This is a genomic window from Mesorhizobium monacense (assembly GCF_056781675.1).
The window spans coordinates 4,756,377-4,780,217 of sequence record NZ_CM165567.1; the positions used below are offsets into that span (position 1 = coordinate 4,756,377).

The following is a 23,841-nucleotide window of genomic DNA, read 5'->3' on the forward strand; positions in this document are numbered from 1 at the left end:
GTCAGAGTGCCTCCACCACGGTCAGCTTGATGTCGGTCGCCGGGTTCTCGATGAAGGCCTGTTCCGCGGCAAGGACAAGAGGCGGAACGGGGCCTTCGAAGCCGGCCCTGGCGAAGCGGTCGATCATTGGTGCCGGCGGCGTCGGCCGGGCCGGGAAAATCCTGATATGCGGCTGAACCGGGTCGGCCGTGACAGCACGGATAGCCCGCTCCGTCGCTGTCAGGTCGGCATAGTCCTTGAGCTGGAAAAGGTCGATATCGACGGCGGCGACCCCCTTGCCGCCGTGCAAGGCGGCGTAGACCCCGCTGAGGAAAGCAGCTTCGCCAAGGCACGTAGTCTCGAAGGCGAGGAGCGCCAGCAGTTGGGTACGCGCTGCTTCGAGGACACTGTCGGCCTCGTAAGCGGGGTCGCGCAGGATGCGCGCCGAGACAACGACAGGCACGCGCACCAGATTGGCGAGAAACAGCGGCCGGTTGGTGTCGCGCGCGGTTTCAAGCGAGGCATGCAGCGTGCTCAGCGAAAGGCTGGACAGTTTTATTCCGCCGGGCCCGGCGACGGTCACATGCACTGCGCGTTCGAGTTCGCGCCACACCCAGGTCACGAACGCTCGCTGCGCCAGCCCCGAACTGGTGGCGATGTATTCGAAGTCGGCAAGCGAGACCGCGCGGCCGAAGGTCCGCACCGTGTTCGGGGCGGAGGCGCGCGCATTGTCACGGCTTTCGGGATCGGCCGCGCCATCGGCCGGCAATGGATTGGATACCGTGCGCAGCCCGACCGGACGCTCGAGCGGGATCGACAATTGGCCGGCCTTCATCAGACCCTCGAGGCCGAGCCCGGTACGATAGCGCGCGATCACGTTGACCGCGCCGGATGCAGCGCGCGCACCGGTCTTGCCGTCGCCGATCGTGATCTGGGTTTCGCCGGTAACGCTTTGCCGGGCGGTGTAGACGCGTTCGCCGGATTTGCGGCCGTAGAGGCTCGGAACCTCTTTCCACAATTCGCTGTTGACGCGCAGCTCGAGCGCGGCTTCGCCCTCCAGCTTGCTCGAGTTCTGCAAGTAGGTCAGGGCCGGGCGTGACAGCCGGAATTTCTGGAAAGCCTTCGCCGCCTCGCCATGCCCGAGCGGCTCGTCGGGCTGCGTTTCGCCGTGGCTCGCCGCAGCGATATTGCCGACAAGGCGGGCGTTTTCGAACGGCTCCGACAGCACGGGCGTGAAGTCGACGAACAGGTGATCAGGAAGATTGCCGGGAATGGCTGCCCTCAACGTGGCCGCACTCACCGTCGCCAGATGATTGCGGTCGCCGGAGCGCAGCATGATGCGGCGACCCTTTGCAAGCTTCTCCAGACCGCCGAGATCGTCAGCCTTCTGCTTTTGCGAAAGACGCAGCACGAACTGCCCTTGCGAGGCAGCCGTTGGATATTCGTAGTCGCGGAACACCACGTCCTCGGCGGATATGCGGTATATCGCGGTCTTGCGCCGGTCCGGCACCGAGCCGATGCCCTCGCCAAGGCTCGCCCACTCCCCCCACCCGCCGGCGAGCAGCGCCCGATAGGCGACCGCACCATCGCCCCCGCGGGCGTAGACGTGGACGCCAGTGCCGTCGCGAGCCGCCGCGGGTGCAGCGGTCAGGACGCCGCCGTGCGCTGTCCAGCCGGACCAGGCGGCGCCATTGCGCGAAATGTGCCAAAGCCCGCCGTCCACGCCCTTGGCGAAGACATCGATACGGTCGGGGTTGCCGCCGACGATGGCGAGATCGCCTTCCAGCTTGCCGCCGAGATTGCGCCAGTCGGACCAGTCGCTGCTGTCGTGGAGGCGATGGATGAGGCTACCAGCATCGTCGAGCGCTACGACGTCGATGCGGCCGGCACCTGTCGAAGCCGCTGCCGGAACTGTCGCCAGCACCCCCTTGAGCGGCGCCCAGTCGGCCCAGGCGATGCCGTTCCAGCTGCGGTACCAGAGCGCGCGATCGAGACCACGGACGAAAACGGCAAGAGCTGAACCGCCGCTGGCGACCGGTGCTGGCGCCGAGGTCAGGATGCCACCGAGCGAAACCCAGCTTCCCGGGGTGCCGGAGGTCGCATCAAGGCTCCACAGGCCAAGATCGAGACCGCGCGCGAAAACGGTGACATTGCCACCTGGCCGCATCACCGGGCGCGGTTCCGACGTCAGTATACCACCATGGTTGACCCAAGGCAGAACAGCTCCTGCCAGCAGGACCCTCTGGCGAAGCCGAGCGGCATTGTCGCGCACGAAGATATCCGTTCTGCCGACCGCCGTTCCGGTGCCGGTGACGCCGGACGAGGCGCCGTCGAGATTGTGGTAGGTCCATTGCCTCGGCCCCGTCGCGCCAAGTGCGAGAACGGTACTTGTGCCGGAGCGGGCGAAAACAGCGTGCCCGCCGGTCGGTTGCGAAACCACGGCGGGGCAGCCGCGAATGGTCTGGCGCAGATGCAGATGAGTAACCGTGTCTTCCAGCGTTTTCAGGCTCGTTGGCAGATCCTCGGTCTTGGAAACGGTGGCGCTGCGCAAACGCGGAGATGAACCGGGACCGGCGTCGATCAGCAACTGGGAACCGGGAGCTATATCGGTGTAGCGCCCATCCAGCGGATAGACTGTATCTGCCGCGCCGAAACTGGCATTGACGGTCTCCGACGTCCACTTCGGCCAGAGCACGGTCGGCGGCGAAGCGGGAACATAGATATTGACCTTGGCGGGCGCGTTGTGGCCGAAGAAGCGTAGCCGCCCCTCCAGCTTTGCCGCGCGCGTCACCTCCAGCCACCAGGCCTGTGCCTGAACCGGCGGATCGAAGGCGATGGCTTCGCCGTCGGCGCGCGCCGAGAGCGCCGCAACGGTCTTCTCCTCGATGGCGCTCAGACCAAACAGCACGAGCCGGTCGCTCACGGCGAGTTTGGCCGGCCGCGAGATCAGCGGCCCGCCGATCCCGCCCGTGCGCAGCGCGTTGAAAAGCGACGGCTGGCCGAAAGCACCGAGGTCATTGATATCCGCATGCGCCAGTATCTGTTCCACCGTCTCGAAGGTCTGCGGTCGCTCATCCTGACCCGGCACGCTCATCACCTTGAGACCCTTGCGGATGCGCGTCTCGGCGCCGGCATCGAGGGTGAACGCCAGCATGGTTTGCGCTGCCAGGCCCGGCCGCATTCGATAGCCGAGGAGCCGGATCAGCCGCAGCACGGAGTCGCGCTCGCGCGCCGTGCGCAGATACAGTTCGTTGGCGATCCGTTCGTTGTAGAAGGTCAGGACATCGCCGACGGCGGCAAATAGCTCGATGAGGGTGATCGCATAGTCGCTGCTTTCACGCGTCGTCAGCACGGAAAGCGCGGGCTCGTCGGAGATCGCCTCGAGCATGGTTTCGCGGAAGGTGGCGAAGGTTCCAATGCGGAAAGAGAGCGCCGACAAGCCGGGGCGGTTCCATATCTGCGCCGGCACCGGCAGGGACGGAGAATTGCAGCAGGCGCAGAAAGCCGAGTGCGGCAGCGTCATGTCACAGGCCCCCCACCGCGCTGAGGCGCAAAACACCGTTCTCTGGAAAGCTGCGATCGTTGTCGAGGCGCGCGATCTCGAAGGGTCCCATCCCGACCAGCCCGCGTTCGAGTTCGCCGTGCGGCAGTTCCCAGAACCGTTTGAACAGAGTGATTTCGGCCGAGTTTACGCCCTCGATCGCCTCGACCGCGGCGTAAAGCGTGGACAGGTAAACAGCCGTGCCAAAACCAAAACTCAGCGGATTGAAGAAACCGCGCGAGCTGTCGGCAAAGCTGCGGTTGGACAGGACGCGCTCCGCCTCCGCTAGAACGTCACCGCGGAAGTGTCCGGTACCAACGCAGAGCCTGATATCGATTTCCAGTGGCACGTAGATCGAGGCGCGAACATTGAGGTCGTAGCCGGCAAGCTTGAACCTGGTCAGGTGTGCCTTGATCTCGGCGGCAAAGGCCGGCTGCAATTCCGCGCCGCCGCCCGGCAGCCGGCGAAGGTCGGCGGCGTCGCGCGGATGGATGGCGACGAACACCGTATACCAGCTTCCGGTCCAGCGGAAACTCGCCTTGGCTGCAGCGACATCGGGATGCCTCAGCGCAACCTCCTCCCAATCGCGCACGGTGACAGCGCGAAACTGCACGGCGCGAAACGCCTCGGGCGCAATTTGGCGGACATGTTCGACGGTCTCCAGATCCTCTCCGAAGCGCGCCGGTAATGGTTGACGCACCTTGTCTATCGAGGCCGCGGCAGCGCCGCTCGCGACTGCATGAACGAGCATGCTCCAGCCGCTGTTGCCGGCAACGCCGTTGCCTATCCTGTAGCGGGCAACCACGTGCTCCACGTCGAGCGGACGGCGGCCATACTGGTCGTCGCCGAACCGCAGCACAGCCTCCCCGCTGTTGTCGATCTCGGCGACGAAATGCTGGTCGAAGGCGCCGCTGTCGAGAAGGTTGGGAACGACAGTCCAGGTCTCGGCGGCCGGATTCCCGGGAAAACGGAGCTGAAGCTCGGCGGCAGGGCCAGACTGCGCATGGGTCAATGGCGCGTCGGGCAGTGCAAGCGAAGGCAGCGGCCAGCGTCCGGCACCCATGTCTGGAAAGCCGAGCGTGCCGAGCGCGGTGTCCCGCTCCACAGTGCGGCCATGATCGGCAGGCGCGACATTGCCGCGCGCGACCGAAACTGGATCGACCGGCACGTCCTGGTCGGTAAGCGCCGATACGCAAAGCGGGAAGGCGAGTGCATCCGCTTCCTTCCAGCTTATGCGCAGCAGCGGCAAAGCCGGATCAGCAATGTTGAGGCGCGGCGTTAGCGCGCCGCCGGCAATGACGTTGGTGAAGGCGGCATCTTCGGTCAGGTGGACATGATCGATCTGCACGACTTGGCGATGCCTTGGGTCGGCATCGGGCGCGGCACCTGTGTCGGGACTGCGGATCTCTTCGAACAAAAGATATTCACCGGCATCGACGTCGGGCCGGACCGCTGTTCCACCTGCGGTGACGACGTAGAAATAGGCCGAAGTCGTGCCCTTGGCGAGACAACATTGGGCGTCCGCCCAAGTGTGGATGCGGATTTCGTTGTTGGTGGCGATGACGCGCACAGGCGCCATCGTCTCGAATACGGTGACGGCAGCCAATGCCGGATCGCTGTCGAAGTCGGCGGTGACAGAAATGATCGTGGAAGGCGGGTTGATCTCGCCGACCAGCGGCACGCCGACAAGGCTGGTCAGCTTGAGGCCCGCGGCCACAAGTACGTTGGATGCCGGCGTGGCGACGAAGTGCACGAACGTCGCCGCATTGCGGCCATTCAGCATCGTGTAGTCGATCAGCCTCGCATGCCGAGCGGCCGAAATGCGGTGAAGGCAGGTGTCGAGGAACCCTTCGGTTCCCGGACCGGCATCCTGGTAGTAGCTCAGATAGTCCCCGGCATAGGCCATGAGTTCGACCAGTGTCATGCCGAGATCGGCAGGAAGGCGCTCCTGCCAGGCCGGATTGCGCTCGGCGATCAAATCCGTCATCAGGCGGCGGAAGCTCTGATAGTCCTTCGCCAGATAGTCGAGCGCCGGTTCCTCGAGCACGACGGGCGGGCAATCGTGAACCGGCTTGCAGTCGAGTTCTGTCGGACAGCTTGCCTTGAAGCCGAACTCGGCCTGCGACCGCTCGACGTCGATCGAAGCATGGTCCATGTCGAGCACATAGGCGGAAAAATCGCCTTCGCGATCGAGGAAAACCCTGAGCCGTAGCGCGTCGCCCGGATCGGGCTCGACGTCGAGAACTTTGAGATCGACGATCCTGACGCCGCCGATGACAGTGAAATTCGCGACGGTCACAGCGGGCGGCGCCGGCGGCGCCTTCAGGAAGGTCACTTCCAGCACATGCCGCCGCGCCGGCACAGCGAGCTGGTCGCGGCGGTATTCGATGAAGTCGATGCCGTTCAGCGGATGGGCGGGGTTGAGCAATATGCCGGAGCGCCGCTCGTCCTCGCACAAAACAAATCCGTCTGATGACAAGACCGTCATGTTCTCCTCATGCAGCAACAGGGTGCCTGAACACGTCTTCGCGCCGCTCGCCTGTATCCCTTCGGACATAGACGATGGTGATTTCGAGTGTCGCTTCCAGCACCGCGACGGCTACCTTCTCGACCGACACGACCGGATCGAGCCAGCGGATCAGGGCGCCGTGGATGAGCTGTTCGGTCGCAGCCGCCAAGGCATCCGAGGCCGGCGCGAAGACGAGTTGCTTGACGCCGCAGCCAAATTCCGGTCGGTTGACCCGCTCTCCGGGTGCGGTGAACAGCAGGAGGTAGATGAGGTCACGGATATGGTCGTCCTCACCGGTGAGCGCGCTAAGCCCGCGTTCGTCGATGGCGAATGGGAAATCGAAAAAGGGTCGCGTTATGTTCATCAGCCGTAATCCACGTTGATCGCGGTGACCGGCTTGGTTTCATTGTCCTCGCAGAAGACTTTTATGGCCGACTTGTTCTGCTGGAGGTGGCGCACGACGCCGCGCGCGATGGCGATGAATAGCCGCCGGCGGTCGCGCACGGTGGAGTCCGAGGCGTCGGTGTCAAGTTCGGGTAGGCCGTCATTGGTCATCAGCGTATTGAGTTCATCCTCGATTACTTCCGCCATCGAGTTGGCAAACAGCGGATCATTGACCCAATGCTGGTTCTTCGGGCTCAGATTTCCGGGTCTCAGTTTGTTACCCATCGCCGCGCCTACTCCAGCAGAACCTTGATCGACAGCAGGCTCGGGGTCGGCGGCGGCATTGGCGCCACCGGCGGCGCCGGTGTGACCGGCAGGATGCCGAGCGCCAACTCGCCGGGATGCACATGCGCGTTGAAGAGCGTGACGAGCTGGGTGAGATAGGCGAACAACTGATCGCCGAGCACGGCCGGATGCGCCGCAGCGGCGCTGCCTTCCTGGATCAGCGGCGCACTGGAGACGACGCGCACCGCGCCGGTGATCGTCACTGTGCCGGTAGCGACGCTTACCTCGACGGAATTCAGGCCGAGCGCGTCGGTCAACGTGATCGTCTGCATCAAGTCGTCGAGGACGGCGGTCAGGCCGAGTTCGCTGCGCCAGATCTTCGTCGTCGGTTGGCTCGGGCCGCCGGGCGGCTTCATCGGCAGCTCGCCAGCACCCCAGAAGCATCCCGCCCAGATCGGCCGCGAGACATCGCCTGCCTCGAACTCGATCCAGACGCCCGCACCGATCGGCGGAACCGAGAAGAAGCCGGAGGTAGGCCCGGCATAGGGCGTGCACGGCTTTGCCCAGCCGGTCGGGATCTCGCCTAAAATTTCTGGAACGAACGCCTGCAGCCGCCCTTGAAAGAGCGGGTCCATGTTGTTCATTACGGTGCCGGCGAATTTGCCATAGACGCGGTTGCGGTTGCCGCCCTGATCCTCTCCCATCGCCATGTTGGTATTGAGCATCGATCTCTCCTCAGGCTACCGCCGCCAGCGGATCGAAAAAGACCTCCGCGCCGGTGAGACCGACCGCGTTGCGCCAAGCGGAGAAGGTCTGCGTGTAATTGTCGCGCGAAATCCGGTGGGTCACTGACTGCACGTAGTAGAGACCGCTGTTCTGGCGGCCTGCTCCGCGCACCAGAACCGGCAGCCCGGCAAGCAGCGCCCGCGAATATTTGAGCCCATCGACTTCGCCGTTCGCGGTGATGGCACGGCTCGATGAACTCGCACGTGCAAATGCCTGTGCCTGGGCTTCCGCCGGGCTTGCCGCGTCGGTGGCGGCCGGGCGCGTGATGGGTGGCGGTATGATGCGATTGAGCGCCGGTTCCAGCCCCATGGGCAATTCCGTCGAGACCGGAGCAACTGACGGGATCGGCGCGCGGGTGTGCGGGTCAGTGGTGACGCCGACGACCGAGGTTGGCCGCAGCATGTCGTTGGAGGCCGAGAAATTATTGAGATTGGTCTGCGTGCCGAAATCGATCGACAGGACCCCTTGCGGAGGCATGAACGTCAAAGGCGGGTGGAAATGGCCTATATCGAGACCGATGACAGGATCCGGCTGGACATAGAGTTCGTAGTTGTTGCGGGCCGCGAGCTGGAAAAGGTAGGTCGCGTCATAGTCTCGCTGATTGGAAGTCGTGTCCAGAATGGTCCGCAGCGGCGGCGTCGGGAAAACATTTGGCACCATGGCATATTTGCCGAAGATGGCGGTCGCGGCGACGCTGTCGGGCAAGTTCGGCCAGGTGAACGGCTGCTGGATATGCGCCATGATCGTGCCAAGCGCATCCATGCCGACGACTTCCAGCCGCGAGGCGCCGGGCTGGTTCGCCGCGCTCAGCTGGGCGTCCTTGACATAGCCGTTGATCAGCGCCTGCGGGATGCCGAAGCCGGCCGAAATGCGAATGGTGATCGGTATCAGCGGGCGGAAAATATCGAAGGCGAGCGCATCGAAATCGCCGAAAATATTGCGGCTTAGATCGAAATGCAGCCGGAACATCGAAGCACGTCCGACTGAGGTTTCTACCTCGATCTCGCGCAACGCCTGGAAAAACATGACCGGCATAGGCGCCATCGCCACCTGGACGGTAAAAAAGGAGGGAAGCAGACCCATGCTCAAAAGCCTCCTTCGGGTCCCGGCACGCCCAGCCGGCGACCCGCTTGCGCCGTCAGGTCGACCGGACGCCGCACGAGGTTCACATCGCATAGCCGCCAGAACTGTTCCGGGTCGCCGATCGCGCGCCATGTTGCGAGATCGGGACGGTCGCCTTCGTTCACCGTCATCGAGAGACGTGCGGTAACCGCCGGGATGAAACGCATCCGCTTGTAGCGGATGGTGCGCTCGCCGGGTCCTGCGATGGACGCGTCCGCAATGTGCTCGTAGCGACTGCCTCTGAAGAACATGGTGCCTCCTAGATCGGCGTGATCGCCTCTAGTCCTGTCCGGTCGCCGAGCAGATTGAGGGCCGACATCACTTCTTTCTGCGTGAAGGAAGCGAGATAGACCCAGTAACCGGGATTGGTGACGTCGAGGTCGCGATAGGTCTGCACCTTCAGCGACAGATCGGCCTTGGCCCGGATCGGATTGAGCTTCTGATCGAAAGCTTCTTCCTTGATCGAAAGGCTCTGAATCTGCACCGGCAGGACGCGGCGTGGACCCCAGATGAGAAGCGCAAGCGGCGCCTGTTCGCTGAGGATGAACGCGCTGCCGGCAAAGGCGAGCGCCTCGTTGGCGATGACCACGGGATAGGATGGATAGATCAGCCTTTCGAGCGCCGCGATGACCGGATGCAGGCCGTTCTCGACCGTGATCGCGTTCTCGGATGGCCGCTCGAGCTGGTCGGCGGCGTCGATCTCGACGGAAAACGTCAGCGTTTCCTGCGGCGGGCCATTGACCCTGTTGGCGTCACCCCGACCACCGCTGCTTGCGCCAGCCTGGAGAGATCTGGACACCTCGTCCGGATTGTACTGGAACACGATGACAGTCGGAAACAGATCGGGTAACCGATAGGCCACGATGCCGCCCTTGAGCACACGCGGACTGCGTGGAAACTCGGACCCCATCTGCTGGCCTCCTTGGTATAGCCCCCCAAGGAACGAAACTGAACCTAGCATTGTTCTTCGGCATTGATAACTGAAAACGTTGGATGAACCGTCGTTTTTGCTCGATTCCGGCAGGTCTTTTCAATATGCTTCAAATATTCGATATAATTCCTACTTCGCCTGGCCGACGTTTTTGAAACTCACGCGGAATTGTTTCGAATTTGATTCGAATGCAATTGGAAATTTGCGCCATTTATACTTTGGTAAAAGTACAAAGACACTCAACCAACGGTGGAATTTTAGCATCCACCGCGACATGCAGGCCGGACACTGCTCGCCGCTTGATCGGTAAGCGGCTGGGACGATCCAGGAACGCCCGCAAGTCAATTTGACGAGCCGGTACCGTTCCACCGGCGCTTTGTCAGAAATAAACACCTCCCGTGAACAAAACTGTTGTCGGAACAAGCACTTTTTCCTTCTCCCCGATTTGCACGGCTCGCTGCTCGGGAATGTCCCCTGCCCCGGTATTGACCTGACCCGCGACGAAATATTTGTCGACGCTGCCCTTCACCTGCACACCGGTCATCAGCGGCGAATTTGGATTCCACCAGTCGAGCCGACTGACCGAACCTGACAGATCGAGTTTGAAGACCGGCAGCTTGTCCTCGGAACGGTCGCCCATATAGGTGTAGGAGAAGTCGCCGCGAAAATCCGACACTTCATCAAGGGCGCGAAACACATCATTCGATCATCAGCCTTGTACCGACCGCGGTAGCCCGCGCGGCAGGTGTCAACCGCCGGCATCACAGCAATCCCGTCATCGGTATTTCTCGCTTTGGGTCGACTTCCGCTGCATCGGCCGCACCGCGGCCGTGCCAGCTAGCGACCGCGCCTTTCCAGCCAGCCAACGATTTGTAGGTGACATTGTCGCTGAAATGTCCCCAAAATTGTCCCGAGCCCGTATAGATGATGTTCTCGCCGAGAAGGCCTATGTCGGCACCTTGCTGGAACTTGGTGTTGGTGATGTAACCGGCGTCGCCAGCCACCCAGTCGGTTTCGTCGGCGCTCGGCTTGTCCTCGAACTTGGCGCCCTTGCTGCCGCCCCCCTGGGTCAGCACCGTCGCGGCAGCACAGCCGATCGCGTAAAGCGTCGGGTTGGCATTGAGGTCGTCCCAGGCAGCCTGTCTATCGACGCCTTGTTTCATGCTCCATTTGAGCTTGGCCGGGTTAACGTCGTAGTATTTCGGATTCATCTTGAAGTTGGTTACCGAGGCGAATGTGTATTTCTTTTGTGCGGCGAAGGTAACGATGCCCGTTCGCGCGGCGAGATGCGCATTGAGTGATTTTGCTGCCGTCAATGGATCGCCGCCGTCGACATCGAACACTCGAGGCGACCCCAGCATGTCGAACAGAAGTTCCTGCTCGAAATAGGTGGCGCCGCCTTTCGTCGCCCCGTAGACATTGTCCTTGACGGTGAGGCCCTGGATCCCCTTGCCCGAGAGATAGGTGTCCAGCGGTGCCTGTGCGTCGCTCCTGATCTTTCGCCGGATCGACGCATCGCCGGTCTGTTGTCCGACATGAGCAAGTTCATGCGCCAACAGATGGGTGCCGGCTTGCGTGCCGGGCGCGAATTCGCCCGAAGCGAAGGCGATATCCGTGCCGAAAGTGTAGGCGCGGGCGTTGATGCCCTCCGCCGCAGTTGCAGCTTCGCCACCAAGATGAAGGCGCACGTTCGAAAAATCCCGGCCGAAGCGTGGCTCGAAATAGGCCCGCTGCTGTGCGGTCAGCGGTGTGCCGCCGGTGCTTGCCGCGCGCGCAGCCGCGTCGACCGGTTTGCGTTGGATTTTCTCTTCGCCGCACGCCGCGCATTTGCGTTGCGCTGTTTTGCTCGGAGGCGAACTGGCCGGGGCGATGGGGCCGCCCACAGCAGTGCTGGCAATACGATCTGCTTCCCGCTCCAGCGGATCGTCGACGGGACCAAGTCGCGTCTTCGTCTGAATGGGCGGTGCCCCGGCGGGAGGTGCCAGTGTGCTTAAGGCCGCGACGCGCATAGGGGCCAACGCGCGGCTCATGGGCTGTCCTCGACCGCAAAGGCGCCGGCGAATACAATCTGCGCAGCCAATCGCTCCGGCTCGACCGTCACTGTCAGCGTTTCGCCCGGATGGTTCCAGCGCCCTGCGAGGGGACTGTCGCTCTCGACGAGGATTCGCAGCCGCTGGCCCGCCTGCTCGCCACCGACGATCTCGGCGGTGGCGACATCGAAAGCCTCAGACGATCCGTCGTCGAACTGGTCGAACTGTGCTTGGATCTCATAGGTGCGGATGACAAGCGTGAGCTTCATGCGAAGACCCTCTCTCGCGAGGGCTCGGGGAAATCGCCGATGGGCGGGCAGACGAGCGGTCCGGGGATCGGCGTCTCACCCTCGTAGCGTCGCCCGATCCGTTGCCGGCCGACAGGGCTGTAGTGCGATGAACTGGCCATCGCGCGGCGAATCGCGGCTTCGTCGACGCGCCCATCGGCGGTTCGGTAGCCCGGGCCGGTCGGCGGCCGTCCCCGTTCGATCGCAAGTTGCTCGGTCGCGATGCGCGCTTGAATCTCGCTTTCGAGACCGCGTGGGCCAGCCGGATCCCGATTATGCGCCCAGTGCTGCAATTCGTGGAATAGGGTTTCAGCCATGGTCTGTGCGGGCAGCGCTTCGTTAAGCCGGATCGTTCGGTTGGCAACGTCCGTATTGCCGCGCAGGCCGGTGATCGGAACCTCTTCGACCCTTCCATCATCATACCGCCACGTATCAAGGCCGGTCTTGAAGCCAACCAGTTGGACTCCGTCCCGGTCGATCATCTCGAACGCCTCGCGCATTCGCGAGTTCCTGCACATGATGAGCATCACTCGCTGAATTGTGAGCAAGATGCTGCTGACGGCGGGCGCTGCGACCGGAGATCCGGTCGGCGCGCGTTGGATGGTTTGTCCGTACCGAACTTGCTGCGCGACATGGACCAACTCATGCGCAAGCAGCCTCCGTCCCGACTGCGACTGGGGCAAGAACTCGCCCGGCGCAAAGGCGATGTTGCTGCCAAGCGTATAGGCGCGCGCATGGATGGCATTTGCTGCGGATGCTGCGCGACCGTGCGTATGGACCCGCACGTCCGAAAAATCCCGGCCGAAGCGCGGTTCGAAATAGGTGCGCGCTTCCGGCGCGAGCGGCGCGCCGCCATCGCCAACTGCACTGGCGGCCGCCTCAGCGGGCTTTCGCTGGATGTGCTCTCCGACTTCACATGGGGCAGATTTGCGCTGGATCTTCTCTTCCTCGGCCTCGCAAGCCGCGCATGTGCGCTGTGCGATTGCGGCCGGAGCAGCACCGAAAGCGCCAGCCGAGCCGCCGCCCATCACGGCATCGGCGACACGGTCGGCCTCGCGCTCGAGCGGATCGTCGATTGGGCCGATGGTCGCCTTTCTCTGGATGGCATGGCTCGGCGCCGCCAGAAAAGACGCAGGCGCAGGCGCCGCCTTCAACGTTTGAATCGCGACCCTCATCTGTCGCGGCCTCGCCGTTTCGCGTCGATCGCATGACGGATGGCGCGGGCGATCTCCGCTCCGCAGGCCCCTGCCGTCAGCTTCAGTTTCAGCGTGTCGACATGCAGCGGGGCACCACCCAGTTCCATGCCTTGCACGGCGTCGCCTAGACCGGCGGCAAGGTCGCGCGCGGCGCGCGCCGCCGAATGGCCAGGTCCGTCGCCGCGAACGGTCATGCTGCCGAAAGATACCGAGGCAGAAGGATTCTGGCGGTCGCTCATCACAGCGCCTCCGTCCAGGGTGCGCGGAATTCCTTGTCCAGCTTGCGGAATTCGGCGCGAGCGGCGCGAGCTATGTGGCGCATTGCAAGCGCGTTGCCCTCTGCCGCCGCGAGAAAAGCTGCGTTGACCGCGATCACCGCAATGTTACCGCCGGCGATGTCGAGACGCGCCAATGCGTCGACATTGAGTACCTCCCTCGGCATTTCGTCCGGAAAAGCCTTCAGCCAGATCGCGCGCCGCAGCGACGCGTCGGGGAACGGAATGTCTATGGCGAAGCGCAGTCGCCGAAGAAAGGCATTGTCGAGGTGCCCCTTCATGTTGGTGGCCAGAATGGCGAGGCCGCCATAGTTCTCCATGCGCTGCAAAAGATAGCTGATCTCGATATTGGCGTAGCGGTCGTGGCTGTCCTTGACCTCGCTGCGCTTCCCGAACAGCGCATCCGCCTCGTCGAAGAACAGCACTGCGCCGCTTGCCTCGGCGGCGTCGAAGACGGCTTTCAGGTTCTTCTCGGTTTCGCCGATATATTTTGAAATGACCCCGGACAGATCAATACGGTAGAGATCGAGATCGAGATCGCGGGCGATCACTTCAGCGGCCATGGTCTTGCCTGTGCCGCTCGCACCCGACAGCAGCACAGAAACACCGCGGCCACGCACCAGTTTACGGCCAAAGCCGTGACGATTGTAGACCAGCGAGCGATGCCGGACCTGCTCAGTCACCGCCTTGAGGTCGTGCAGCACATCGGCCGGCATGACCATATCGTCCCAGCCATAGCGCGGCACGACCCGCTCGGCGAGTTCGTCAAGGTTGCGGCCGGCATGTTCTCGGCACGATTGCCACAGATCGCCGCCGGCGGCAGCGATCGCGGCGATCTCGGCCGGGTCGAATCTGAACTGGTCGGCGATGGCCTCTATCCGCTTGTCCGTTTCCACGCTGTGCAGGCCGAGCGCTTCACGCCACAGCGCCATGTGATCGGCCTGATCCAGCGCTTCGAGACGCAAATGCGGAACACCGAAGGGCAAATCGGGGCGCGTCTCCGCAGTGACGATCACCAGCGCGTTTATCTGGTCATCGAGAAAGCGTCTATTGTCGGGCTGGGCGCTGTCGACCAGCAAGGCAAAGCCGCCGAGCGCAGCCTCACGCGACAGCAACGCCAGTAGATCCTGGATCGGCTCGAAAGGCCGCGGTTTCAACACCGCAAGCTCCAGGCCGAACTGGCTGGCCAATGCGCGCGCCGCAGCGGCATGGCCGCTGCGCTTCGGACCAACAATGGCGGCAAGCGGGCGGCGTGCAGTCCTGATGCGCGCGGCTAATTTCTCGACACCAGCACGATGGCGCTCCGGAAAGACCGTGGGCTCTGGCTCCGAAAGCATGGACCGCGTGCGCGGCTCCTCCGTCTGATCGCCCAACAGAAGTCGTGTCATGCGTTCGTCGAGCATGATCGGCGACAGCGGCAGAAGAGTGCGGTCCGGACTTTCGATCAGCAGGAAGCGGCGTAGCGGCGCATCTGGTGAAAGGCGCTCCCAGGCCCGTGCTTCGGTTTCCGCGCCGGCGGCGAAGACGGTCATGGCGAGATGCGGCGTTGCATGGCTGATCGCCGCGCGACCATGCAAATGACCGTAGATCGACGCGAAATGCGCCCGCATCTGCGGGGCGAGCGAAAGCAGCAGGACGTCTTCGTCGAAAGGCGAGAGCTGAAACAGCGCTGCCAGGCGGTCAATCGCGGAGGGTTCTTCAGACGCCAGCAAATCCGCACGCGCGCGGTCATAGGCTTCACGCGTGGCAAGCGTTTCGGGCGACGGAGCGATTGCAGCGCGACAGGCGTTGTCCAGGAGCCAGTCGGCCTCGGCATCTGACAGTCCGCCACGGCTGCGCGGCAGAGCGCGTAGCGCCTTAACATGATCGGTCAGCAAGGCGTTGAGCCAGGCAAGCCCGAAGTCCACCAGCCGTCGGTTGCGGTCGCGCCATGGCAGTTGCTCCGCTGCGCGATCCTTGTCCAGCTTCGGATTGGGTGCAACGTTCATCGGAATCACGGCCCTAGCGTGAAGGATATGCCGGGGTCGCGGCTTCGCGCCCCATCAACCTGCATCGCCACGAGATAAGGCGTCGGTGATACGACGAGGATGTCCATGGCCGCGCTCATCGGAACTTCGACGGCGGTCGGCGTGGGCGCAGCCCAGGGATCCCCCGCAGCCGGCGCACGAACAGCAATGGCCGCGTCACCGACGATCACTTCGGCGACGCGGGCGCGCGCGTGCCACAGGCGCTGGCCATTGACCCTGAGCACCGTCGTCGCGTTTCCTGCCACCGGTACGACCGATGTCACGGTTGGGCAAAGCTGGAGCATCGCGAGGTTGGACGAGTAGCGCCGCGTGCCTGCGATCGCCGCGCCATGTCCCAGACCGCCCTCAACGCCCTCGATGGGGTGGCCTGCGATGACCTGCACTTCGAGCGGGCCCGGCTGCAAGCGTTGCTGGGGCGGAATCGGACGCGGCAGCGGATTGTCGAGATCGGCGGGATACTGCGCATCGGGCAGCGCGATGCGTATTCGGCCGTCGGCGGTCGAGCTGACACGAATAGGATCGAGCATGCCCAGCCGCACATAAAGACGGTCGGCCAGCGCACCTTCCGACAAAATGGTGATTTCGTCGCCGATGCGCGCCCGAATCTCCCCGATCGGACCGTTCAATGCCGGCGTCACGTAGGCATCGAGAATTTCGGGGCGCCGGCGTACAGTCATGAATATGCGGCGCGTCTCCACCGGCTGCGGGCGAACCCTTGGTTCGATCGTCTCGATCTGGATCACGGTGACCTCGTAGACGACCGACCTGCGGAAGTTGGTGCCCGACACTGCCGACCAGACCTTGGTGATGTCGTCGAGGCTGGCGGGATGCAGCACGATTTTCACCCGCTCGAACTCATCGGCCAGCACCGGGTCCAGCAGCGGATCGCCAACCGTACCGGCCGCGGGGTTGACAATGGCAAGCTGATCGACGCGGTTGCCGAAGTCGTTGAACACGCGCATCGCATCGCCCAGCAGCGTTTGCGCATTGAGATCCGCGTCGGGCTGGGTCTCGATGGCGCTGTGCGTTGTCATCAAATAGCGGAGATTGAGCGATAGAGGCGGATGCCCATACGCCGCGGGACTGCCTTTTCCGGGAATCTCCTGGTTCTTGAGATTGGCGTTCTCGATCAGCTGAATCAGGTAGAGATTGACGCGGGCGCCATCGATACCGGCAACTGTGACGTCGGGTGGCGCAAGCGTCACCGAAACCGGCATCACCATGCGGTCGAGCAGCACGGTCCGAAGCGTCCGGCTGACCGCAGCGATGGCGGCGTGCGTCGCCATGCGCCCTCCTAACGCGGTTCGCCGCGTCTGGCGCGGGCGTAAGTTTCGAAGCCACGCGAACGCTGCGGCTGCGGCGCGGCAACGGGGCGTTGCGGAGGCTGCACGAATTGCACATCGATCCGGCCGACCGTAACGGCGAGCGACGGAGCACGGTTCGCCTCGGCTGCATCGATCCGCGGATCGACGGGACGCTTGCCGATGTCGGCAAACGTCAGCGCGGCCTGCTCCGCAGTGGCGACACTTCCAACTGAATCGAGGGCGGGCTGACGAGGCCGCGACGTCACCTCGGCAACAGCCGCGATATCCAACGGTTCGGCGGATTCGCGTGATCGCGAGGCGCTGACGATCGTATCCCTGGAAATCGAGACCGTGACAGCGTCCTCCGGCGATTCCATTGGTGCGATGGAACGCGATTCGGGTTCGAAGACTTGTATCGGCGCCGCTGCATCTTGCGAATGCGGCCCCCTGCGCGAGGGTATCGTCATCGGACTTGGCCGTTGGTCAAAAATGTTCTGTTCGGCAATCTCGGAAACCCCTCGTTCCAGCGGACCGGCACGCGCCGCAGAATCCGTCGCGACCATCCGGAAACTGTCTGGATGGGTTGCCTTTCTCTCGGGGCCGGCAGCCGAGATATGTTGAGCGCTTGCAGCCAGTGCGCGAGCGTGGACGGCCCCGCCGTCCGGGCCGTCCGGGCCGTCAGCGGCGGTTGCGGGTACGGCCTCGAAGCGCGAAAGCGGCCTTGGCTGAAGCGTGGCAAAACCTGGGACGGAAGCGACACGCGCGCCACGGGAAACCAGCCGCTCCGCGAAACTGCTCATGCTCCACCCTCCACGCCCGAGGCGAGTTCGAGATAGCGTTTGCGCCTAGCTAAGGGCAGCGCGAGAATATCGCGCTCGTTCCAGTGATAGGCGCGCGCCATCCGGTAGACGTCGGCATAGATGCCGGCACCCCGGTTCAACCCGGCATGGAGGACCGAGAAGGCGTCGAGGACCACCTTGGTTTCGGTTCGGCACACTGGGCAGACGATCGCGGTGGTCGACTCCGCGAAGGGGTCGAGACGCTGGAATGCGTCGGACAGCGCCGTTTCAAACGCCGCAGGCAATTCGCCCGGCGGCACCGCCGCTCCGGAGGGGTCTGTGATAGCGACAACGCAGCCGATGATGAGCGCGCGTGCCGCATCGGCCGGATTGGACAGTGCAGCTTGGGCTGCCCGCTCCTGATCGCAGCCTGACGGGAGCCTGAAGCGAATCTGCCATTCGCCTTTCGGCGTAGCCGGCCTGATCTCGTGTTCGATTTCCGCGACAGCCTCTTGGCGCCCGATGATGTCGCCGATCCACACCGGGACTTCCGAGACCGCGCCGCACCCTTCTTTCGGACAGGTCGTGACCAGATCGAGTTCCGGACCGAACGTCATCTCGCATAGCGTCAGCAGCAGGCGTTCGCGATCACCGACGACAAGTTCAGCGACCATCTCCGGGGTCACGGATTCAAGCTTGCCGATGCGCCGTGTCACCGCCGCAAGCACGGCCGTAGTGCATTCGGCCGGAGTGATCCGTACCGGGCAATCGCCGATCATGGCCTCCTCATGGCCGGTCAGTCCGCGCAATTGCGCGTCGAGGTGACGGACGCCCGCCTCCGGCAGACCATGTGCCAATAGGACGGTGGCACTTTCTCGCATCGCCGATCTCTCTCTGGCCGTTCACGAGAACGGCGCCGGAATTACGCTGGCACGATACTGGGCTCGACGGGCTCCACCACGGCGATGTCGCGTTGCCAGCCCTCGTTCTCGAGCTTGAGCGTCTGTATCGCCACGGCGTTCGCATTCGCGTCGAGATCGGGCAGCGCCTGGTACTCCGACACCCAGCAGCGAAAGACCTGGTAGGACAAAACCTTCTGTCCGGCCTCGTTGAAGACATCGATGATGACGTCCTTGCGGAAATCGGCGAGCGAGACTTCAGAGCCGAGACCGGCGCCGAAATTCCACACCTTGTTTGCCCATTGCTCGAATTCGAGATCGTGGGTGACGCCGCGCTCCAGCGAGATCGCCTCGTATTTGGTTCGCCCAGGCGATTTACGGCCAGTCGACGGGTCGCCGCCTTCGCGGTGCTCGACAACTTCCGTCGTGCGTTTCAACGCGCCGAGCTTGCTGATGCCGGCCACATAGCGGCCATCCCATTTAACCCGGAACTTGAAATTCTTGTACGGGTCGAAACGGCGCGGGTTCGCTGTGAAGGGTGCCATGACCGTTCCTCCTTACTCTGCCGTTTGCCGGGCGATCTGCTGGATCTTCAGGATGACGAATTCGGCCGGCTTCAGCGGAGCAAAACCGACCTCGATATTGACGATGCCTAGATCGATGTCGCTTTGCGTAGTCGTTTCGCTGTCGCATTTGACGAAATAGGCTTCGCGCGTTGTCGTCCCCTGGAAGGCGCCCTTGCGGAAGAGATCATGCATGAAGGCGCCGACATTAAGCCGGATCTGCGCCCATAACGGTTCATCGTTCGGTTCGAAGACAACCCATTTGGTGCCGCGATAGAGGCTTTCCTCGATGAACAGCGTGGTTCGCCGGACCGGCACATATTTCCAGTCCGACGCGATCGCATCGGCCCCGTCGAGCGTTCGGGCGCCCCAGCAGATGTTGCTGTAGACGGGGAAGTTGCGCAGGCAGTTGACGCCGAGCGGATTGAGCGTGCCGTTTTCCAGATCCGTCAACAAATAGCCGAGACTTTCGACATTCCGCAGGCGCGCGTCGGTCCCGGCTGGCGCCTTCCAGACGCCGCGCTGCGAATCGGTGCGTGCCCACAATCCGGAGATGGTGCCGCTCGACGCCATCGAGCGCGGCCGGTTGCTGTTTAGCGTGTCTACGATGTTGGTTCGGGGAAAATAGACTGCAGCATTGGGATGGCGCAGGCCCTCATTCTCCGTCAGCCATGTCTGCATCTGATCGAGTCGACGGACATCGTCCGGGATATCGACGATCAGCATCGCACGACGGGATTCGACATAGGATTCCGCCGCCGCATAGAAAGTACGCATCGTCGAGTCCGGCTGCAGCGTCGTTGCTTCCGGAACGCACAGAATGTTGAAAAGATCGATGTCCTCAAGGGCCTGGAGACCGGTGCGCGGCACCGCCGTGCCGATGAAGAAATTGATCGGTATCGGCCGGAAAGTGTCGCCGGGCGCCGGCGGCGTGCCGTCGTGACCCAGCCCCGATGTCACGGGCCTCTGCTGCTGGTCGTTTGGAACAGCGCCATTGGCAGTGGCAAGGCGGATGCCGTTGGCGCCACCGACGGTCGCTGCACCGGTAAAGACGATGCTGGTCGCCGGATCGAAAGGACGGGCGCTGCGCCCCAGCTGCACGAAGAAGCGCGCGCCATTGTTGACGGTCGAGTCGCCAACCAGCTTGACCACTGCCCCACTGAGCAATGGCTTCAGGCCGTCGGCAACGCCGATATCGTCCGCCGCACGCCGGATCGCTGCCTGCACAAAGGGCAAGAGGCCCGCGTAGCTTGTCGGCACCGGGCTGGCGCCATACTGGATAGTGCCGTTTATGACACCTGGGCCGATATTCACGTTGAAGGCGGCGTTGTTGGCCGGGATGGCTACCGGCACTGGCAACGGTCCACCCAGCGTGCCGTTCGACGCAGGCCGAAATGTCGTGACAAAGGGGTTCGGAATCGCAGCCGGGTTCAAGCCGGCGCGATCGAGCTGGACCAGCCGCGATCCCTGGTTGACCGCTTCGAGTGCGTTGTTGGCCGTGTCGGGGCGCATCGTCAGATTGCGAAACGTCTCCGTCTGCAGCACCAAGGTACGGTCCCCATCGACCCTCACCTCGCTGATCGTCAGATTGAACTGCTCTGCTGGATCGGCCGTGTCATAGTCCACGTCGAGCCGAAGCGCATTGGCCCAGGCTCCGGGGTTTTCGGCGCTCTGGCCGCGGATGCGATGTCCGGCGCGCGCCCGAAAGATCTGAACGGCGCCGCCGGGTACCGTCGTGAGGATTATCTCCGCCGAGCGTGCGTTCGTCGGCGGCACAGCGGCATTGCCGGTGACAGTGTCGGCGATGCGAACCGCCCAGGCTTCCGTACCGCCGTTGAGGAAGAATTGCTGGATCGCATAGGATGTTTCGCTGTTTCGATCGAGCCCGCCATATTCGCGCTCGAGATCAGCCATGCTCAGAAGCTGGACTGCCTCGTCCAGCAGGCCTTTTCGGAACGTCCCGACGAATGCGGCAATCGAAGTCGCCACCCCGGCTACCGGTCTGACGCCGCTTGGAATTTCCTCAATATATACGCCGGGATAAGTCGGATGAACGGGCATGACATCCTCCAGGAAACGAGGTTTGCCATCCGCCTGCGCTCGAATGAGCAGCACAACAACTGCGCCCCCCTTACAGTGCGCAGGCTGGGGGTCAATATTCGTCTGCCGACGATCTATTGGATATATGCCGATACATTACACGCCGACTGCGGAATGTCCAGCATCCAATGCATGCGATCAATGATGAGTTATATGCGGCACACAATTCTGTTCGATCAACGACGATCTAAATTTTAACCTATCCTTAACCACGTTGTTTTCTTACACGATAACAACTTTCGAACGCTCCACCCATCCACCAAAAGCCGCTCCCATAGAAAGTAACCACGCCTATTCCCGTGGCAGTATGAGAGGCCAAATATAGGGACCTATATACGAGTGTATGGCCTTTTGCCGGCTCCGTGGACTCCGGGTTTAGGACTGAAGAGGGAACCGGAATTTAAGGGGCCCACTGGCAGTTTGCGCGAAAATGGGATGACAACCGGCCAGCCTTTCAGTAGCGACCCTTCTCCCACTCCCAATCCCCTGCCCCAGTCTGGGCCGCACAGCAACTCCCTTGAGTGTCTTGGCGTTCACCAGCGCGAGGTGATATGGCAGCACCTTGCTTCACTGTGCGTTGTCGTGATCCAGCGTGACTGAGCGTGATGCACAACCATCCCACTCGACCTCTTTCGATCACGCTAGATCACGCCACTACCCATTGAATCATATAAATTTTCTGACTTGTCGTATTGCGGGATATCATGGCATATTGGGGTCGGTTTTTAGGGGGATCGCGAGCCCTTTTGACCCCAGTCGCCGACCCCTGCTACCCGTCTTGCGACCCCACTTGGAAGCCAATGGGAGAGCCCAGTGCCGAGCCTTACCGATGGAGAAATTCGCCGTGCTCTCAAGCAGGTGGAGCAAACCGACAAACAGCTAAGCCTTGTCGATGGCGAAGGCCACGGCACCGGCCGTCTCGTGTTGGTCCTGAAGCCTATGCCAACGCGAGTCACTGCTGATTGGATGGCGCAACAGTGGCGCGATCAAAAGCGCCTCAAGAAGAAGCTTGGTTCATACCCATCGATGCCACTGAGCAAGGCGCGCGAGATCTTCAATCGGGATTTTGCGGACATGATCCAGAGGGGTCGCAGCATCAAGATCGCTGGCGACACACGGCCTGGCACGGTCGTGGATCTCTTCGAGGCATATGTCAGACACCTGAGAGAGGCCGGCAAACCTTCGTGGAAGGAAGCTGAAAAGGGGCTCAACAAGATAGCCGACACGCTCGGACGAAACCGTCAGGCTCGCGAAATTGAACCAGACGAAATCACGGATGCGATCAGACCTATCTACGAACGTGGCGCACGTGTCATGGCTGACCATGTTCGCAGCTATGTCCGCTCCGCCTACAGTTGAGGCCTAAAGTCCGAACACGACTACCGGAGGACGTCACTCCGGCGATTTCGTCTCGCGTACAACCCTGCGGCAGGCATCCCGACCGAGCCAAAGAATGTTGGAACCCGTTGGCTGGACGAAGAGGAGTTTGTCATCCTCTACCGCTGGCTCGAATGCCCCGATGCGCCGGTTCACCCGCCCTATACTCGTGCCGTTCGCGTTCTGATGCTGACCGGGCAGTGCGTTGAAGAGATCGCGCGCCTGCATGAGAAGCAGTGGGACGCTCGCGAACAGATCATCGACTGGTCCGAGACCAAGAACGGTAAGCCGCATGCCATTCCGGTACCCCAACTCGCCGCCAAACTCATCAATTCGATCAAACCAAACGCACATGGCTGGTTTTTTCCGTCAGCCATGGACCCGTCGAAACCGGTGAGCGCCGCAACTCTGTACAGCTTCATCTGGCGTCAGCGCGATGCGGTTCTAGAGACCGGACGACAACGCCATCGCAGGAACGAAAATGGAAGAAGAGGAGAACTTCCGTTTGCAATGTTTGCACACGGACTGTCATAGGTAGCTGATTTTATTTACCTATCCGTCCCATCCATCATTGTCACCGGCAGACGTGCGACCTGCCGGGGCTTCGCCCGAAGAATGAGGTTCGAGTGCACGTCGTCCTCAACGTGCGCCTTCGCCACGTTGCCCGCGACGGCGCTCCACCGTGACCTCAGCAAGGATGGACAGGGCGATCTCTTCGGGCGTGATGGCGCCCAGATCGATTCCGGCCGGCGCCTTGACAGTGTCTAGGGCAGACGCTTCGACCCGTTCCGAAAGCAGCTTCTCGCGCAGCGATGCCATCTTACGGCGGCTGCCGACGAAAGCCCGATAGTCGGCCTCGACGCCGAGCGCCGCCTTCAGCGCCGCCTCGTCGCCTTTGCCCTGCGTGGACACGACGATGAAGCGCCGCGCGTTGTGAAGGCCTTCGAGCATGAAGCCGTCGATCAGAACGTCGGCGTCGGGCGTCGCCGGCATGTCGCCCGCCGGCACGGCGACCGTGACATGGTAGCCCAGCGGCCGCGCCAATTCGGCAAGCGCCATCGCCACCGGACTGGCGCCGAGGATGACCAGCGAGGGATGCGGCAGCACCGGCTCGACGAAGATGTCCATCGTGCCCTGGCTCGGGCACATGTTCTTGGCGAATTTCACGCCCAAGCGGCTTTCGCCCGGCTTGACGCCGAGCTCGGCTAGAAGGTTCTCAGGCTGGATCGACACCAGCCGCGACTCGCCGTCCGCGAGCGACTCGCGCGCGGCCTTCAGCACCGCACCCTTGGCACAACCGCCGCCGATCCAGCCTGCGGCGATGGTGCCGTCCGGGCGGATCACCGCCTTGGCGCCGGCCTTGGCCGCCGTCACCGAAACGGTGCGCACGACGGTCGCCAGCACGAAAGCCTCCTCGGCGGCCTTGAGCCGAGAGACGATATCCATCACATCGACATGGGCGGTCAT

At 62.8% G+C, this 23,841-nt stretch carries 20 protein-coding genes and 1 pseudogene; 1 reads left to right on the top strand and 20 read right to left on the bottom strand.

The genetic code is table 11. From position 1 onward, the window contains the following. Position 1: 1 nt before the first annotated feature. From AC1RUK_RS22900 to AC1RUK_RS22990, 19 genes are all read right to left on the bottom strand, one after another. Positions 2–3,502 (bottom strand): DUF8189 domain-containing protein, encoded by a 3,501-nt coding sequence (locus tag AC1RUK_RS22900; protein WP_481838821.1) that lies wholly within the window; start codon positions 3,500–3,502, stop codon positions 2–4. Between the two features lies 1 nt (position 3,503). Next, positions 3,504–6,008, bottom strand: coding sequence for a baseplate J/gp47 family protein (locus AC1RUK_RS22905; RefSeq protein ID WP_481838820.1), 2,505 nt, complete (start codon positions 6,006–6,008; stop codon positions 3,504–3,506). A gap of 7 nt (positions 6,009–6,015) precedes the next feature. Continuing rightward, positions 6,016–6,393, bottom strand: coding sequence for a GPW/gp25 family protein (locus tag AC1RUK_RS22910; RefSeq protein WP_436172882.1), 378 nt, complete (start codon positions 6,391–6,393; stop codon positions 6,016–6,018). After that, the gene (locus AC1RUK_RS22915; protein WP_436172883.1) at positions 6,393–6,698 is read right to left on the bottom strand and encodes a hypothetical protein; all 306 of its coding nucleotides are present in this window, start codon (positions 6,696–6,698) and stop codon (positions 6,393–6,395) included. Before AC1RUK_RS22915 ends, AC1RUK_RS22910 begins: the two co-directional genes overlap by 1 nt. Positions 6,699–6,706: 8 nt before the next feature. Next, positions 6,707–7,423: a phage baseplate assembly protein V gene (locus tag AC1RUK_RS22920; protein WP_481838819.1), complete on the bottom strand. Its 717-nt coding sequence runs from the start codon at positions 7,421–7,423 to the stop codon at positions 6,707–6,709. 10 nt (positions 7,424–7,433) lie between these two features. Next, the gene (locus AC1RUK_RS22925) at positions 7,434–8,567 is read right to left on the bottom strand and encodes a phage late control D family protein (RefSeq protein ID WP_436172885.1); all 1,134 of its coding nucleotides are present in this window, start codon (positions 8,565–8,567) and stop codon (positions 7,434–7,436) included. Positions 8,568–8,569: 2 nt separating this feature from the next. Then, the gene (locus AC1RUK_RS22930; protein ID WP_436172886.1) at positions 8,570–8,857 is read right to left on the bottom strand and encodes a hypothetical protein; all 288 of its coding nucleotides are present in this window, start codon (positions 8,855–8,857) and stop codon (positions 8,570–8,572) included. 8 nt (positions 8,858–8,865) lie between these two features. Further along, complete coding sequence (locus AC1RUK_RS22935) at positions 8,866–9,516, bottom strand: hypothetical protein (protein ID WP_481838818.1); 651 nt, start codon at positions 9,514–9,516, stop codon at positions 8,866–8,868. Positions 9,517–9,916: 400 nt separating this feature from the next. Continuing rightward, complete coding sequence (locus AC1RUK_RS22940) at positions 9,917–10,234, bottom strand: hypothetical protein (protein WP_481838817.1); 318 nt, start codon at positions 10,232–10,234, stop codon at positions 9,917–9,919. Between the two features lie 64 nt (positions 10,235–10,298). Next, positions 10,299–11,546: an eCIS core domain-containing protein gene (locus tag AC1RUK_RS22945; RefSeq protein WP_481838816.1), complete on the bottom strand. Its 1,248-nt coding sequence runs from the start codon at positions 11,544–11,546 to the stop codon at positions 10,299–10,301. A gap of 17 nt (positions 11,547–11,563) precedes the next feature. After that, complete coding sequence (locus AC1RUK_RS22950) at positions 11,564–11,836, bottom strand: hypothetical protein (RefSeq protein ID WP_436172890.1); 273 nt, start codon at positions 11,834–11,836, stop codon at positions 11,564–11,566. Next, positions 11,833–13,029, bottom strand: a complete 1,197-nt coding sequence (locus AC1RUK_RS22955) for an eCIS core domain-containing protein (protein WP_436172891.1) — start codon at positions 13,027–13,029, stop codon at positions 11,833–11,835. The genes AC1RUK_RS22950 and AC1RUK_RS22955 overlap by 4 nt, the downstream gene beginning before the upstream one ends. After that, the gene (locus AC1RUK_RS22960; RefSeq protein WP_436172892.1) at positions 13,026–13,289 is read right to left on the bottom strand and encodes a hypothetical protein; all 264 of its coding nucleotides are present in this window, start codon (positions 13,287–13,289) and stop codon (positions 13,026–13,028) included. The genes AC1RUK_RS22955 and AC1RUK_RS22960 overlap by 4 nt, the downstream gene beginning before the upstream one ends. After that, positions 13,289–15,313 (bottom strand): ATP-binding protein, encoded by a 2,025-nt coding sequence (locus tag AC1RUK_RS22965; RefSeq protein WP_481838815.1) that lies wholly within the window; start codon positions 15,311–15,313, stop codon positions 13,289–13,291. Before AC1RUK_RS22965 ends, AC1RUK_RS22960 begins: the two co-directional genes overlap by 1 nt. 5 nt (positions 15,314–15,318) lie before the next feature. Further along, the gene (locus tag AC1RUK_RS22970; protein WP_481838814.1) at positions 15,319–16,638 is read right to left on the bottom strand and encodes a Pvc16 family protein; all 1,320 of its coding nucleotides are present in this window, start codon (positions 16,636–16,638) and stop codon (positions 15,319–15,321) included. 8 nt (positions 16,639–16,646) lie between these two features. Continuing rightward, positions 16,647–17,219 carry a hypothetical protein gene (locus AC1RUK_RS22975; protein WP_481838813.1) on the bottom strand — a complete coding sequence of 191 codons (573 nt, stop codon included), beginning with the start codon at positions 17,217–17,219 and terminating at the stop codon, positions 16,647–16,649. A 233-nt stretch (positions 17,220–17,452) separates the two neighbouring features. Then, positions 17,453–18,244: a T4 family baseplate hub assembly chaperone gene (locus AC1RUK_RS22980; RefSeq protein ID WP_481840118.1), complete on the bottom strand. Its 792-nt coding sequence runs from the start codon at positions 18,242–18,244 to the stop codon at positions 17,453–17,455. A gap of 113 nt (positions 18,245–18,357) precedes the next feature. Continuing rightward, the gene (locus AC1RUK_RS22985; protein WP_436172897.1) at positions 18,358–18,879 is read right to left on the bottom strand and encodes a phage tail protein; all 522 of its coding nucleotides are present in this window, start codon (positions 18,877–18,879) and stop codon (positions 18,358–18,360) included. 12 nt (positions 18,880–18,891) lie between these two features. Continuing rightward, positions 18,892–20,958: a phage tail sheath C-terminal domain-containing protein gene (locus AC1RUK_RS22990; protein WP_481838812.1), complete on the bottom strand. Its 2,067-nt coding sequence runs from the start codon at positions 20,956–20,958 to the stop codon at positions 18,892–18,894. 852 nt (positions 20,959–21,810) lie between these two features. Here AC1RUK_RS22990 and AC1RUK_RS22995 point away from each other — a divergent pair. Then, positions 21,811–22,812 (top strand): annotated as a pseudogene (locus AC1RUK_RS22995) (tyrosine-type recombinase/integrase); the annotation flags it as partial. A 201-nt stretch (positions 22,813–23,013) separates the two neighbouring features. On the opposite strand, the gene AC1RUK_RS23000 reads toward AC1RUK_RS22995, so the two are convergent. Continuing rightward, on the bottom strand, positions 23,014–23,841 hold the full coding sequence (locus AC1RUK_RS23000) for an XdhC family protein (RefSeq protein WP_481838811.1): 828 nt from the start codon (positions 23,839–23,841) through the stop codon (positions 23,014–23,016).

Coding starts and splice junctions, on each gene's coding strand:
- AC1RUK_RS22920 (WP_481838819.1), bottom strand. CDS start 7,423: ATGCTCAATACCAACATGGCGATGGGAGAGGATCAGGGCGGCAACCGC.
- AC1RUK_RS22915 (WP_436172883.1), bottom strand. CDS start 6,698: ATGGGTAACAAACTGAGACCCGGAAATCTGAGCCCGAAGAACCAGCAT.
- AC1RUK_RS22900 (WP_481838821.1), bottom strand. CDS start 3,502: ATGACGCTGCCGCACTCGGCTTTCTGCGCCTGCTGCAATTCTCCGTCC.
- AC1RUK_RS22950 (WP_436172890.1), bottom strand. CDS start 11,836: ATGAAGCTCACGCTTGTCATCCGCACCTATGAGATCCAAGCACAGTTC.
- AC1RUK_RS22970 (WP_481838814.1), bottom strand. CDS start 16,638: ATGGCGACGCACGCCGCCATCGCTGCGGTCAGCCGGACGCTTCGGACC.
- AC1RUK_RS22930 (WP_436172886.1), bottom strand. CDS start 8,857: ATGTTCTTCAGAGGCAGTCGCTACGAGCACATTGCGGACGCGTCCATC.
- AC1RUK_RS22960 (WP_436172892.1), bottom strand. CDS start 13,289: ATGAGCGACCGCCAGAATCCTTCTGCCTCGGTATCTTTCGGCAGCATG.
- AC1RUK_RS22965 (WP_481838815.1), bottom strand. CDS start 15,313: ATGAACGTTGCACCCAATCCGAAGCTGGACAAGGATCGCGCAGCGGAG.
- AC1RUK_RS22990 (WP_481838812.1), bottom strand. CDS start 20,958: ATGCCCGTTCATCCGACTTATCCCGGCGTATATATTGAGGAAATTCCA.
- AC1RUK_RS22905 (WP_481838820.1), bottom strand. CDS start 6,008: ATGACGGTCTTGTCATCAGACGGATTTGTTTTGTGCGAGGACGAGCGG.
- AC1RUK_RS22985 (WP_436172897.1), bottom strand. CDS start 18,879: ATGGCACCCTTCACAGCGAACCCGCGCCGTTTCGACCCGTACAAGAAT.
- AC1RUK_RS23000 (WP_481838811.1), bottom strand. CDS start 23,841: ATGACCGCCCATGTCGATGTGATGGATATCGTCTCTCGGCTCAAGGCC.
- AC1RUK_RS22925 (WP_436172885.1), bottom strand. CDS start 8,567: ATGGGTCTGCTTCCCTCCTTTTTTACCGTCCAGGTGGCGATGGCGCCT.
- AC1RUK_RS22975 (WP_481838813.1), bottom strand. CDS start 17,219: ATGGTCGCGACGGATTCTGCGGCGCGTGCCGGTCCGCTGGAACGAGGG.
- AC1RUK_RS22910 (WP_436172882.1), bottom strand. CDS start 6,393: ATGAACATAACGCGACCCTTTTTCGATTTCCCATTCGCCATCGACGAA.
- AC1RUK_RS22945 (WP_481838816.1), bottom strand. CDS start 11,546: ATGCGCGTCGCGGCCTTAAGCACACTGGCACCTCCCGCCGGGGCACCG.
- AC1RUK_RS22935 (WP_481838818.1), bottom strand. CDS start 9,516: ATGGGGTCCGAGTTTCCACGCAGTCCGCGTGTGCTCAAGGGCGGCATC.
- AC1RUK_RS22955 (WP_436172891.1), bottom strand. CDS start 13,029: ATGAGGGTCGCGATTCAAACGTTGAAGGCGGCGCCTGCGCCTGCGTCT.